The sequence below is a fragment of the Luteolibacter sp. genome, assembly GCF_039920825.1.
Classification (GTDB): domain Bacteria; phylum Verrucomicrobiota; class Verrucomicrobiia; order Verrucomicrobiales; family Akkermansiaceae; genus Luteolibacter.
This window is the reverse complement of sequence record NZ_JBDSCX010000089.1, coordinates 53,332-67,354: the sequence shown is the minus strand read 5'-3', so window position 1 is coordinate 67,354 and position 14,023 is coordinate 53,332. Positions and strand designations below refer to the sequence as shown.

Annotated in this window: 9 protein-coding genes; 5 read left to right on the top strand and 4 right to left on the bottom strand. The window is 59.1% G+C overall.

All coding sequences use genetic code 11. From position 1 onward, the window contains the following. Positions 1-203: 203 nt before the first annotated feature. Positions 204-1,898: a hypothetical protein gene (locus tag ABIQ96_RS25820; RefSeq protein WP_348217549.1), complete on the bottom strand. Its 1,695-nt coding sequence runs from the start codon at positions 1,896-1,898 to the stop codon at positions 204-206. After that, the gene (locus ABIQ96_RS25815) at positions 1,895-6,709 is read right to left on the bottom strand and encodes an autotransporter-associated beta strand repeat-containing protein (RefSeq protein WP_348217548.1); all 4,815 of its coding nucleotides are present in this window, start codon (positions 6,707-6,709) and stop codon (positions 1,895-1,897) included. Before ABIQ96_RS25815 ends, ABIQ96_RS25820 begins: the two co-directional genes overlap by 4 nt. Before the next feature lie 344 nt (positions 6,710-7,053). On the opposite strand from ABIQ96_RS25815, the gene ABIQ96_RS25810 reads away from it, so the two are divergent. The 4 genes from ABIQ96_RS25810 to ABIQ96_RS25795 all read left to right on the top strand — a co-directional run bounded on the left by ABIQ96_RS25810 (position 7,054) and on the right by ABIQ96_RS25795 (position 10,443). Continuing rightward, positions 7,054-8,064 carry an aldo/keto reductase gene (locus tag ABIQ96_RS25810; RefSeq protein WP_348217547.1) on the top strand — a complete coding sequence of 337 codons (1,011 nt, stop codon included), beginning with the start codon at positions 7,054-7,056 and terminating at the stop codon, positions 8,062-8,064. A 20-nt stretch (positions 8,065-8,084) separates the two neighbouring features. After that, positions 8,085-8,600 carry a DUF5069 domain-containing protein gene (locus ABIQ96_RS25805; protein ID WP_348217546.1) on the top strand — a complete coding sequence of 172 codons (516 nt, stop codon included), beginning with the start codon at positions 8,085-8,087 and terminating at the stop codon, positions 8,598-8,600. A gap of 72 nt (positions 8,601-8,672) precedes the next feature. Further along, complete coding sequence (locus tag ABIQ96_RS25800) at positions 8,673-9,239, top strand: elongation factor P (protein WP_348217545.1); 567 nt, start codon at positions 8,673-8,675, stop codon at positions 9,237-9,239. Positions 9,240-9,396: 157 nt separating this feature from the next. Then, entirely contained in the window at positions 9,397-10,443 is a 1,047-nt protein-coding gene (locus tag ABIQ96_RS25795) for a LysM peptidoglycan-binding domain-containing protein (RefSeq protein WP_348217544.1), read from the top strand. Between the two features lie 94 nt (positions 10,444-10,537). On the opposite strand, the gene ABIQ96_RS25790 is transcribed toward ABIQ96_RS25795, so the two are convergent. Further along, on the bottom strand, positions 10,538-11,269 hold the full coding sequence (locus ABIQ96_RS25790; protein ID WP_348217543.1) for a L,D-transpeptidase family protein: 732 nt from the start codon (positions 11,267-11,269) through the stop codon (positions 10,538-10,540). A 164-nt stretch (positions 11,270-11,433) separates the two neighbouring features. Here ABIQ96_RS25790 and ABIQ96_RS25785 point away from each other — a divergent pair, with 164 nt between their 5' ends. After that, positions 11,434-12,150, top strand: coding sequence for a site-2 protease family protein (locus ABIQ96_RS25785; protein ID WP_348217542.1), 717 nt, complete (start codon positions 11,434-11,436; stop codon positions 12,148-12,150). Positions 12,151-12,170: 20 nt separating this feature from the next. Here the strand turns inward: ABIQ96_RS25785 and ABIQ96_RS25780 are convergent, their stop codons facing one another. Next, positions 12,171-12,965 carry a sulfite exporter TauE/SafE family protein gene (locus ABIQ96_RS25780; RefSeq protein ID WP_348217541.1) on the bottom strand — a complete coding sequence of 265 codons (795 nt, stop codon included), beginning with the start codon at positions 12,963-12,965 and terminating at the stop codon, positions 12,171-12,173. Between the last annotated feature and the right edge of the window lie 1,058 nt (positions 12,966-14,023).

Sequence of the window (14,023 nt, the reverse complement as noted above, 5' to 3'; positions counted from 1 at the left end):
TCCTCCTGGAGCGGGACGCACATTCAACCGCCCCCCACCCCACCCGTTTAAATCCCTAATTCCATCCTCGGAGTGAGAAAGGGAATTTTCTTCCCTCTCCGCCATTGCACATCGTTGATTTTCGGCAAGCTTCCATCCAAAGCTCCGACACGGAATCATCGGGTCCAGCCCGCCTTGCCAGATACTGATAGAAAGCTTCGTCCTTACTGACGGGATCCGGGCGCGACCAGGATTCCGAATTGCCGGGTCCAAGTGGAGCGGTCGGCATCGAGGACGGTGAAATTGAATTGGGCGCGGCCCTGTGTTTTCGCGGTGGCAACGAATTTGACGATGGGTCCGGTGGCGGATCGTGTGGTGCCGTTTTCGGCCAATTGTTCGATGGTGCCGCCGGTGATGTCGGAAATTTTGAAGGCCGGTGATTTTGAAAAGCCCGCCGTGAATTTCCGCAGGTCGATAGTTAGATTTGAATCCGTAACAACGGCGTGGGGAATCGAGAGGAAGTGGAGGTATTCCTCCAACTGCGTGTAACCGACGGCGGCATCCGGAGGAAGGAAGGTGCCGCGATTGTTATCGATGACAGCGTTGTTGTTGGCGGTCTTGGGATTGAAACCGAGCGACTGTTCCCAAAAGTCCGGCATGCCATCGAGGTCGGTGTCTGCGGATGAAGGCTTCGTTTCGAGCGCTCCGAAGCCATCGTTAGACACATTGTAGGGAGCGGCGGCGAGTTCCTTTTCCGAGGAGAGCCGGCTGGATTTCTGGCTAACGACGTTATTGAAAAGCACCGTGTCCACCTCGTCGCGGAGAGGCCCGGCAGCGGTTGCATCGAGGCGGACCGCACCGGAATCGGAAACGACCTTTTTGTAGGCCGTCAGCGGATCATCCGGAGTGACGGCAGCTTTGCCCGTGGCTCCGGGGAATGGCTGGCTTGCTTTGATATAGCGGTCCGCGCCTGGAGCGGCGTGCTCGGATTCCTTGTATTCGCTGCCGCCCACAATGGCATAGCCCTTGTCGGTTCCGTTGAGGCGGCCGTCGCCATCGGCGTCGTAGAGGCAATGTTCGAGAAACAGACTGAAGGTCGGTTTCCCGTCACTGGCAACGTGAGGCTTGTCGAATGCCTTGCGGTCGCCGCCCCCTGGCATCAGGAAATAACAGCTGCGGACGTTGGCTTTCCAAGCGGCCGGAGTTTGGGAGTCACCCATGATGAAGCCAATGCCCCAGTCATAGCTGACGTTGTTGACCCATTCCAACATTCCGTTAGGCCTCGCCTTCGGGTTACGGGTGTGGTGGTGGGCCCAGAGTGAGTTGATACAACTGCCGTGGTTGAGATCCCACAGACCGCCGGCGTTGTGGCGTTCCATGCCCCACGCCGTTACCGAGTTCTGCATGGTGAAGTTGTCGAGCGCGCTTTTGAAAAACGAGATGTTCTCATCGGTGCTGAACTGCATGGTCACATGGTCGATGATCGAGTTCGTGGCCGTGTGGTCGATGTCCAGACAGTCGCCGCCGCTGCCGCCCTTGCCGTGACGGATGCGGAGGTTGCGGATCACGGTGTTGTCGCCCGTGATGCGGACGGTTCCATTGCGCAGGCCGATGCCGTCGCCGGGTGCGGTCTGGCCGGCGATGGTGATTTTCGGCTTCACGATGCGGAGGTTTTTACCCGGCAAGGGAATGTAGCCGCTCACGTTGAAAACGATGGTCCGGCCAGCAGACGGCACGGTCTCGATGCCGTGACGTAGCGAGCCCTCGCCATCGGCATTGAGGTTGATAACCTGATAGACATCCCCTCCCCGGCCACCGGTGGCGTAGGCTCCGAAGCCTTTCGCGCCCGGAAACGCGGGGATTTGAGCGGCAGCGGGCAGAAGACCGCCGCCGATGAGAAACAGGATGGGCTTGATCATGGTTGTGTGATGATGCCAGCGCGCAGGAAGTCGGCGGGATTCGCCGAAACCGTGCCCGGAACTTGGAAAGTGCGGTAGCTCCAGTTGGCATCGCTGAGGGCCGGAAGTCCAGTTTCGATGGCGGTCTTGTCCGGGCCGGTGACTTCCATAACTCCGAGCGTCCACGTCGAAAGGCTGCCGCCTCCCTGGATTTTATAGATCAACTCATTCACCACGTTTGAAACAAGCTCTCCGTTAGATGGTAAGCCCGGTGCGGAGAAAGTGGCTCCGGCTCTCACGGGCAGAGTCAGGACCAACGTCGGAGCAGCAGCGACCGTGGCGACTTTGCCCGCGATTTTTCCACTGGATGCACCGGAGGCAGGGCTACCGTCGAGAGCGAACTCTGTGAGGTTGTTCATGCCGTCATGATCGGGATCCGCGGTCCGACCGATGATGGCGGGGTCGGTCACACCGGGGAAGTAACTGGAAATCCAAGCGGAGTAATTCGAGAACTGGACCAGAATCTGTTTGTTGACGGTATCGATTTTCACCTCGTAACCTGCAGGCAGGGCCGGACTAACATTGGCGAAGCCGGCACCAGTGAGAGTGCCGGTGTAGCTGGCGATCACATAGCTGGCGGACGTTGGAACTCCGGTGATGGCCAAGGTCGCGGCGGAGATGCTGAGATTGCCGTTGACCGCGAGTTTGTCGGAAGCGGCGCCGCTGATGTCGCAGGCGTAGGTTCCGGAAATGACGGCGTTGCCGGTGTTGATGGTGCCGATGCCGGATCCCGGTGCAATGGTGCCACCGGTGTTGACGGTGAGCGCCCCAGTAACGCCTGGTGTCACGGTGGTGCCGCCGCCGAGGGTGGCGGTGTTGTTTACCGTCACGGTGCTGCCGGATATCGAGCCATTCACCAACAGTGTCCCGCCGCCGACCGTGGTGGTTCCGCTGTAGGTGTTGGTTCCTGATAGAGTGAGGGTGCTGCCGCCGGTTTTGGAAATGCTGACCGCGCCGGCACCGTTGGAAATGGTTCCGGCAAAGCTGCTGTTGACCGGAGTGACGCCCACCGTTTTGGCACCGATGGTGTAGGTGACCGCCTGGGTGGAACCCGATCCACCGGAACCGGTTAGTACGGCACCGGCACCACCTTGAAGCGCCCCGAGGGCCACCGCGGTCGTGCTGGATAGGCGGACGGATGCACTACCCGACGCACCGAAATCGAAAGTAGTGGCCGACGATCCGGTAGAGCCATTGAACCGGAAATTTCCGGTGGAGGTGATGCCGAGGGTTCCCGACAAACCGGTCAAACTGCTTTTGAGATCAACGTTCGCGCTGGTGATCGTCACATTCAACGTTCCAGCTCCGGAGACCGTGCTGATGCCGCTGACACCGCCACCGTCGCCGCTGAGCAGGCCGTTGGTGCCGTTGACGATCACGCTGTTCGCGAGGCTCCGGGCTCCGAGATTGAGGGTGGAAGTTCCATTCAAAGTGACCGTGCCGCCGCCGAGCGCGGCGTTGTTTCCGACAGCCAATGTCCCCTCGCCCACGACGGTGCTTGCGTAGCTGCCCGCGCCGTTCAGGGTCAGACTGCCAGCACCGATTTTATTCAGAATTCCCGAACCGGAGATAGCTCCTCCAATCGTCATGTTGTTTGTCTGGGTGTCGAATACCGCCGTGCCGCTGCTCAAGACCACACTGCGGTTGGCGTCCAGGAAGATGCCATCCGCGCCGGACTGGAGCGTCGCGCCGTTTTGGACGATCAGATTGATCGCGGCTGATCCCGGAATGAAACCGAGCGAGCCGTTGCCCGAAATGTTAAGCACACCGGCGGATACCGTAGTGGCTCCGTTGTAGGAGTTAGAGAAACCCAGACTCAGCTTGCCGAGACCGGCCTTCGTTAGACCGCCCGCACCAGAGTTTCCCACGTCATTTGCGAAAGAAGCGTCGTTGCCGTTGGTATCGATGGTCGCTGTTCCCGCGAAGGTGGTGAGGTGTGTAAGGGAAATGTCCTCGGTGTTGCCGGCCGCGTATTGCAGGACGCCGCCAACGAAGGTGAAATCGGTATTACTCAACGCGCCGTTGACGAAATTGAGCGTTCCCGCATTCAATGTGGTGACGCCCGCATAGCTGTTAGCCGTGGCGAGATTCAGGGTGCCGGCCCCCGCCTTGGTCAGAGTTCCCCCACCGGAAATGACACTGGAGAGAGCGAGTGTCTCGCCACTTGAAACCGTCACCAGCGTGTCCGATGTGAGGGTCACGGGGGCTGCAATCATCTGGCCGGGCAACGCCGGATTTCCGGGAACCGAGCTATCGATCAAATTCGCCACGGCCGCGCCATTGTTGAAAATCAGGCTGCCACCGGAGCCGGAGGTCAGCGTGTAAACATTGGCGCTTTCGAAGGTGAGGCCACCCACCGTCTTGCTGCCGTTGAGGGCCACGGTCGCGGGCCCGCCGATCGATCCGGCGAAATGCGCCGTTTGCCCAGACCCGTTAGGAACCACCGCGGGAGTCCAGTTGGATGCCGGAGAGGTCCAGCTGCCGCCGGTCGCCAGGGCCCACGTGCTGCTCTGCGCGGCGGTGCCGGTGATTGACAAGGTGATGGCGCTTCCCGTGTCGGCGAAGGTGTAGGTCAGTCCGCCCACGGCCCCAGAAGTGATCGTGAATGACGCCGGGGTGAAATTCGCAAGGCTGCCGTAAGTTAGAACAGTGAAGGTGCTGCCCGAGATACCCGCTCCCGCACCTGCCAGATTCACGCCGATCACCTCGCCAACGCCCAGTGTGAGCGCTCCGGTGACGGCGATGCGATCACTGGTATTGCCGGATTGGACGTCGAGATTGAGGTTCGCCCCGCTGTTCAGATTCAACGTGCCGACGGTCATCGTGGCCAGCGTGCCCAAGGTGCCGGGCGTCAGGTTCACCCCGGAATTCGCCGTCACGGAACCGAGAACCGGACCAGTGCCCGAAAGAGTATTTCCCGAAGCCAGGGTCAAACCGCTGTTGGTCACATCGAGGATGCCGGGAGAGGTCACGTTGATTTCCGACGAGGTGGCGATCGTGTTTTTCACGACCAAGGTTCCGTTACTCACCGTCGTGGGGCCGGTATAGGTGTTCGTGCCATCCAAGGTCAGGGTGCCCGCGCCGGTTTTCGTCAGGCCGAAGGAGCCGCCGCCGATGCCGTCCTGGATGTTCCCCGCGAATTTCGCGGCGGACGCCGGAGCGACGGTTAGAACGGCAGGGGTGATGTTTGCGTTCTGCACGACCGGCAGTGTCCCGGCAAGCACGGTGGAAGTTGTCAGGGAGGCAACCGTTCCGTTCACGCCGCCGAGAGCCAATGACGCGCTGCTGTTGTTGGAGAACGTCACGGCATTGTTGTTGAACGAGCCGCCCGTGGTTAGACGGAGCGTTCCCTGGTTCAGATAGATGCCGCCAGTGAACGTGTTCGCGCCGCCGAGGACGAGAACACCGGGGCCGGACTTGGTGAGCGGCGTCGCGGTGACGTTGTCGGCGATGATCGAGTCGATCTCGAAGGCGCCGGTCGTGTTGGTATCGTTTTGAATCACGATCAGGTCGTTGCCCGAACCGGATCCCGGCGCGCCTCCCATGAGCGTGCCGCCGGTGATTTTGGAGAGATTCGCGCCAAGGTTGTTTCCGACTAGAATACCACCCGCGCCGAGTGTGAGCGATCCGCTGGTGATGGTGACGGTGCGTGCGGCCGTGTCGTTGAAACGGACGGTATTGACCGTGCCGCCGCTGGCCAGAGAAACGTCCGTCCCGACGTTGGAATTCTGCGTGGATGTTCCGAGCGATGTTGCGGTGCTGGCCGTGTAAAGGAATCCCGTGATGCCATATCCAACCATGTCATTGCTTGTGTTCCTAGCGACCGCCCAGGTATCAGACAAAGCGGAGCCGCTGCCATTTCCAGTGCTCGTGTTCCCACTGAAGGTTGCCCAAGGAATGACCCCATTGACGTTTGCTGATAGAGGCAGTCTGAAGCGGGCCGTGCTGCTGCCGTCGTTTCCGTTGAAAAGAATGGTTCCCCCGGTCGTGCGGGTTACATTGGTGCTGGACGCCGCAATTCGGCCACCGCTGCCGCGCGTCATCTGGTAAACTGATGATCCGCTCGCTAAATTCAACGTATTGATCGCGGGAGTAATCGTGCCCGTGTTACCCGTCAGCAAAACGGTGCCGCCACCCAAGGTGAGTATACTCGTGCTCGGAAGAATCGCGGAGGTTCCTAGCGCACTTTGATTGAGAGAGAATATTCCACCATTTACAGTGAATGTGGGAGAGGTGAAGGATTCAATCTGGTTGAGGGTAACCGTTCCCAATCCGTTCAAGGTGGTGACGGGAGCGGTGCCCGAAATCACTCCCGTGACGGCGAGATTCCTCCCCGTCGCCACATTCCATTGCCCGGTGCTGCTTAACGACAGACCGGTAGCGATCGTTAGATTCGCCGATGCCGCCGACATATCGATCCCCACGCCGCCGACAGAGCCCAGAGTGAGCGTTCCACCGCCGATCGCGATGTTGATCGCGGTGCTGTTCTGCATCAGCAGCTCTCCGAAAGTGACGTTTGCTGCAAGCGTCGCGCTGGCTCCAGTGCCGGTCACCGCGCTGGTCCATTGGGCGATGTCCGAGGCGGTCGGCACCACGCCCCCGCTCCAAGCATCCACCGTATCAAGCGTGTTGGTGTTATCCAGACGCGGGATGGTGACGGCCGATGCCGTAGCGGCAAACAACGCCAGCGAGGCACCACAAATCAGCGGCAGGCCGTGGCGGATGTGGGTCGGAAAGATCTGGGTGGAGCGAAGGAAGCGTGTGGGTTTCATGGATTGGATTCAGGGATTTAAATCATCATCCTAGGTAATTTTGAAATGAGCGGAGCTACTCCGTAAGAGGTAGCAGGCTGGGCCGGGGGAGACGGGCACAACCGGGAAGCCGATCAAGTCGGGAATTTCAAAGGGTTTTGAGGTCGAATGCGGAGTTCCGGATAAACCCAACGATCAACCGCAAACATGGGTGGGTTCCGGTGGATGATGAAATGCGGCTTTCTGCAAAGCAGGTTGATCCAAATGCATCCTTGTCCAAACCGGTCGGACCCGAGGCATGGGATTAATCCGATTGTCACTCCCTTGGGCTTGGCAAACCGGAATCGACCCGGCAATTTCACTCCATGTTTGATACAGCGCGTTATGACGGTCGCATGCCTTACCGGCGTTGCGGCGACTCCGGTCTTCTGCTCCCGGCGATTTCCCTGGGTTTCTGGCACAATTTCGGCCACGTCGATGATTTTGAGGAAGCACGCCGCATCATGCACCGCGCGTTTGATCGCGGGGTGACCCATTTCGATCTCGCTAACAACTATGGCCCGCCTCCGGGCTCGGCGGAGGAAAATGTCGGACGGATCCTGGTGGAGGATTTCGCCAGCCACCGCGACGAGCTGGTGATCACTACCAAAGCCGGCCACGACATGTGGAGCGGCCCCTACGGACAGGCTGGTTCCCGCAAGCATTTGCTCGCCTCGCTGGATCAATCGTTGAAGCGCCTCCGCCAGAACTACGTGGATATTTTCTACTCGCACTGCCCGGATCCGGACACCCGGCTGGAGGAAACCATGTCGGCGCTGGTGACGGCCGTGAACAGCGGCAAGGCGCTCTACGTCGGTCTCTCGAAGTATCCGCTCAAGCGGTTGAAGAAGGCCGTTAGAATCCTCAAGGATTCGGGCATCCGCTGCCTGATCTATCAGCCACCCTACTCGATCCTCAACCGTTGGCCGGAAGCGGAAGGCATTCTCGACTACCTGCTCGACGAGGGAATCGGCTGCGTCGTGTTCAGCCCGTTGGCGCAGGGAATGCTCACGCCAAAGTATCTCGACGGAATCCCCGAGGGTTCCCGTGCCGCGCGCTCGGAGGGCTTTCTCAAGGTCGAACAGGTCGCCGCCCAACAGGAAAAAATCCGCGCGCTGGGCGACCTCGCCGCCGCCAACGGCATGCCGCTGAATCATCTGGCCATCCAGTGGTCTCTCCGCTCGCCTGCGGTCACCTCGTCGATTATCGGAGCCCGGACGGTGGCGCAGTTGGATGACTCGCTGGATGCGCTTCAATCCCCGATGCCGGACAAGGCGCTGCTTGAGGCGATCGATGCCATCGCTCCGATCGTGAAGAAAAAGAGTGCGGAAAGCTGATTTCCCGCTCTATTCCCGCCATGACTTGGAACGACATTTTTCTCGCCCTATTCGACAAATGCATCGCGCGGTTTCAATCGGGCGATACTGATTTTGGAAATTACTACACGCCCGCCGATCTCGCGTTTCTCGGAGAAATCGGCTATCAACCGCGGGAACTCTTCGATTTCGTCGAGGATTTCTGTGGCGAGGGCGATCCCTCGATTTCAACCGCGCTCCTGGTGGCCGCGGTGCGCCGTGACTATTTCATGACGGTGCAGAAGGGCGTTCGCAGCGACAAGAAAATCACCGCCAACGACATTCCGACCTTCGGCGACGAGCTGGACGGGATGGCATACCTTCCAAGGCTCATCGCCAAGGGCCGCGCCAAGCTGCGGGGCGAGATGGATCCGGACCTGATGTTCGACTGCGGCGGCGACCGGCGGTTTTTGAAAAACCACGGCGACATTCACCCGGCGGATTTTCTCCGCCACGTCTGGGCTGCGGGCGACAACGATCAGAAAATCGCCGACTGGATCAAGGCACAACAGGCGTGATCCCACGCCGCCCGACCGGAAACTCCGTGCTTGCCTCAGCGGCCCGCGCGGCCTATCCCCCACCCACAAATCATGGCTAGCACACCGATCATCAACCTCCGCAAGGGACACGCCGTCCGCCACAATAACGAAGTCTGCCTCGTCATCGATCACGAGCTCAAGACTCCGCCACGGATGGCTTCCTACGTCCAGATGTCCATCCGCAGCGTCGCGACCAAAAAGGTTTTCAACCTCCGCATGACTTCCAACGACAGTGTCGAAGGCGTCGTTCTGGAGCGCACTCCGCACGAATATTCCTACAAGGACAGCAGCGGCTACCACTTCCTGGATCCAAACACCTACGAGGACGCGGTCGTCTATGAAGACCTCATCGAAGGAGTGAAAAACTACCTCATCGAAGGCCAGATCTACAACCTCATGGTCGCCGACGGTATCGTCGTCGCTGTGGATCTTCCGCTCTCGATGGTCATGACCGTCGCCGAATCCTCGGAAGGCGTCAAAGGCGACTCCGCCAACAACGTTTACAAGCCAGCCGTCATGGAAACCGGCCTGATCGTCCAAGTTCCGTTATTCATCAATGTCGGTGAGCGGATCAACGTGAAGACCGAGGACAATTCCTACACCGGTCGCTCCAACTAAGGAGTTTTCTCCCATCCATTTCAAACGCCAACGGGCGGTCCTTCGGGACCGCCCGTTTTTTTGTGCCCCATACCTAAAAGGAAAACGGCCCAAGTATTAAGGAAATACTGATTTTCGCTTGATCTTAATCGTAATTTTTGAAAAAACTACCCGCATCATGAAACCAACTCTGCTGTTCGCCACGCTGTCCATGGTGCTTGCCTCGCCCACGGTGCATGCGAAATCGGAACTGGAAACGCTGCGCTCGCTCTGCAAGGAGCAGGAACGGCAGATCCATCAGTTGGAGGACGACAACGCGAAACTCCGCGATTCCCACGCCGCTCCGGCAAAGTCCGCGCCTGCCGCTTCGACCGTCGTCAACGCCGTAGCCGCCAAGACTGCGGCCTCTGTTGCAGCAGCGACGCCAGCCCCTGCCGCGACGACCTACACGGTCAAAGCCGGTGACAGCTTCGAGAAGATCGCCCGCAAGGTCGGAACCTCGCCGGAGAAGTTGGCGAAAAACAATGGGTTGAAGACTTCCGCCATGATCCGCCCCGGTCAAAAGCTGAAGGTTCCGGGCGCTCCCGCCGCAGCGACTAGCACACAGGCAGTCGCTCAGTCCACCCCGAGCACGCCGAAGAGTTCGGCAAAAAGCCATGTGGTGAAGCCTGGAGAGACGTTTTTCAGTATTTCTAAAAAACACGGCATCAGCACCGCCGAATTGGCCGCAGCCAACCCCAAGGTGAAGGCGTCAGCGCTGCGTCCCGGACAAGTGGTCAGCCTCGGTGGCGAAGCACCGGCCACGACCATGATTTCAACCGCACCCGCGGCTCCGTCGAATCCCCACGCTTATCCGGAAAAGGCCCAAGCCCCGGTGAGCAAGTCGCCCGCCGCCGTGCCGAACAACATTCCGATTTCCACGCCGACCGCGCCAAAACCTGCCGCCACTCCTGCGCCAAAACCAGCTTCGGCCCCGAAGCCGACAGCACCGGCTGAAACGAAACCAGCAGTCGCCGAAAGCGCTCCCGCTCCGGCACCGACTGCCAGCAGCGCGGCGGAAAAGAAGGTCCACCCCGTCACCATCGACGGTGAAATGACCTACGGAGAATTTGCCAGCAAACATGGCACCGACACCGAGCGGCTCAATGCCCTCAACGGACTTGATCTCACGAATGCTACCGTCCTGGCCAAAGGTTCGGAACTATACGTACCCGCCCAGCCATAAGCGAACCGGGCCTTTGGACCCCCCAGAATGAAGAAAACCCGCCCGGAGCATTTTCTCCGGGCGGGTTTTGAAACGTCAGGATTGGGTTAAAACCTCATCGGACGAAGATCGGAATGCCGTTGCGATAGGTGACCGATTCGGCATTCTGTGGACCACTCGCACTTGGGCTCCAGTGGCTTTCCGCAGGTTGATGGCCCATTTCTGAGCGCAAATGCCCTTCCTCCGGGACCGCGTTGTGGTTGCTGGGATCGTTGGTGATGGTGACCGGCGTCCCCACGTCCACGGAGTCGAACAAGGTTGCGACAAAATCCTTCGGCAAGCGGATGCAACCGTGGGAAGCGGGTTGCCCGGGTTCCGGAATGATCCCGCCGTGCATGCCGACGCCATAGGAAGTGAGCCGCATCCAGTAGGGCATCGGAGCTGGCACGTAGACCATTCCTTCCGGAACTTTCTGACCGGCCTTCGCGTCGCCATCGGTCACGTTTCCGAATTCGTCCTCGAACCAGCCATAGATGTTGGAGTGTTTGTCGGCGATTTTCTCGGTGATCGTGTAGCTTCCCGGCCGGGTGTCGTGCCCTTCCTTGCCGGTGGCGACGTAGCACCAGCCGATTTCGCGATCCCCGCGTTTAAACTCGGCAATCTGGTCGGTAAGGCTGATTCTAACGGTCACTCTGCCCGGCCCGCCATCGTCATACCACTTGTAAAGCTTCCGCTCGGACCGGTGACGGGTGACAGGCCCACCGCTGACTCCGCAGGACGATGACAGCAGGGCGATGGCCAAACAGGAGAGGGCGGAAACGTGGGGAATCGAGAGACGCATTGACATCGAGCTAGTTGAAATGGGATGGCGGGAATCACGACATGCGGCGTTTCCTGCACCGGCATATAGGCCGTGATGCTTGTCGGGTCAAGATCCAGCAACACCCAATCCCCCGTCGGGACGTGGGTCGGCCTTGCACTGACCGCCAACTTCGCCTACCGAAACGCCACATGATTCGATTTTCCCTTTTCGGCATCCCAGTGGAAGTCCAACCGTTCTTCTGGATCGTCATGGCATTGCTGGGCAGGGCGGATCGAGCGGATTCCAGGGAAGATTTTCTCGCGGTGGCGCTGTTTGTCATCGCAGCCTTCATTTCCGTCCTCATCCACGAATTGGGCCATGCGCTCACCGGTCGCAAGCTGGGCGGTGGCTATGCCAGCATCATCCTGACGTCATTCGGCGGGCTCGCGATGAATCAGGGAGGACGATTCACCCGGCACCAACGGTTTTTAATGATCGCAGCCGGCCCCGGAGCCGGGTTCGCCTTTCTGCTCGCGATCCTAGTCACTCTAAGTTTGATCTTCGACAGCACCGATGTGATCGCCTTCGCCAGCCGCCATCTGTTCGGCCAGGGAATCCCCTTCAAAACCTTTGAGCTGATGGATTTCCTCGAAAAAAAGCCATTCATCCATTTCTTCCTGGCCGACCTACTTTTGATCAATTTCTGGTGGGGTGTCCTCAACCTCCTCCCCATCATGCCGCTGGATGGCGGGCAGATCACCGATATCTACGTAAAACCCCAACGCCGGGTGTTTCTCATCGGTCTTGTTGCGGCCACCGCCATGTCTTTGTTCGGCTTTCTCAAACTCGGTCTTTATCCAGGCTTCTTCTTCGGCTATTTCGCCTGGATCAACTATCAGAACATGAAGTCCCTCAACTGGCAGTAATTTCTTCGCCGGCGGATGTCTTACCAGATGAGCATCCTCAGTCCCGCGATGGTCGAGAAAATCACTACCATCCACTCGAACGCCACCTGCGGCACGTGTTTCAACAGCCATTTCCCGCCGAAAATTCCCACGGCGACCGCGGGTAGTAGCTTCAGGTTTTCCATGAGGCTCTCGTGGGTGATCAACGCAAGTGTCCCGTTCATCGGTCCCATGAGCAGATTGGTTGATGGGAAAAACCGGAGCGGATTGATCAGCAGGAAAAACTTGATCAAATTGATCAGCAGAAAAAACCGGGCACCGATGCCGATGAGCTCCATTTTCGGAACCTTTCTTCCCATCAGGTAAAGCTGGATCACAGGACCGGCGGCATTGGCCAGCATCGTCGCAAATCCTCCGAGCACACCGGCCCCAAGCCCGAAGCCTTTCGACTCCGCGAGTTCGTCGAAAGCCACGGGTTTCCACCGGCGGAGGGCCTGTAGCGCCACCATCAGCAGCACGCAGGAGCCGATCACCCGCCGCGCCGTCAGTTCGGAAATTTTCCCCAGCAGGAACCACCCGACACCGATGCCCAACAGCGCCGGAACCAACAACCGCCACACCGGCCGCCATGACCCGTGTTTCCGGAACGCCGGATAGACGATCAGGTCCGCCGCGATTAGCAACGGCAGCATCAGCCCCACCGATGCCTTGGGACCATAGATGTCCGCCATGATCACCACCGCCACCAGCGAGATCCCGCTGAATCCCGCCTTCGACAATCCGATGCACAAGGCGGCAAGCAGTGCCAGCGCAAGAACTCCCGGATCGGACAACATTTCCCCACAGACCTTCCCTTCCACCGCCCGCCCATCAAGAACATTCGCTCTCGTCCGGTCTGACACGGCGTCTAAAAAATAAGGGGTGGGGACGTCTCGTCCCCACGCATGGACGAAACGTCCATGCCCCTTATGGCGCTCACTCGGAAAAAGCAGCGACTAGGAAAATCAACAGCTCCGGATTTGTAATTTCCAGACAGCCTCTGAAATGAATTTCCCACCGACGAAATGAATTTCCCGCTCCTGAGACCCATTTCCCGCCGCTGGAAATCCATCCCCCGCTCCTGAAACCCACCCCCCTCTCCCTGAAACGGCAGTTCCTCCCCTGAAGCCACCTTCCTCTATCTGAATCCCGTTTCCCGCCCTGAGATCTCCCGCACCGCTCCTGAAAACGATTTCCCCCCGTCTGACACCGGCGTTCCGCCCCTGAACCCAACAGACCGCCGGTGACTCTCCAGACCATCTGCCAAAATTCTTCTACGAACGAAACGCGGAGGCGCGGAGGTCGCTGAGAGGCTGTCTTAAAAATCAATAGGGAGCGCGTTCATTCTGAACGCTATTTGCCGTGGACATCCTGTCCACCGGTGCGGACACGGTTCGCCCGACATGATGTCGGGCTGAAACAGTCGATAGGATATCGACGCTCCTTATTTTTCAGCCAGCCTCTGAGAAGCTGTCTGAAAATACGCATAGGCCGGGATCGAGTTGCCTTCGGCCATGGGGGATGCGCTTCGCGGTTGAAAGGAACTCGCAAGCGCTCGTCCTGCATTCCGGGCGGTCCGCGAGAATGGGATGCGAACGGTCGGCCATGTCCTGATTTTCAAGCATTTCATGGACAGAACCGTTCTCATTTCATTCGCCGGACCGTTGCGGAGAACGGTCCCTGCCATTTTTCAGACAGCCGCTGACAGAAGCGCGGAGGCAAACCTGGCACTCTCGATCTCTGCGCCCCTCTCCCCGGCCTCCGCGCCTCCGCGTTTCGCTTGCCGCATGAAATCCGTCCCGTGGCGCTTCTCTGACCATGAGGAATAACGGCAATGATTTCCGTCAAAGGGTCT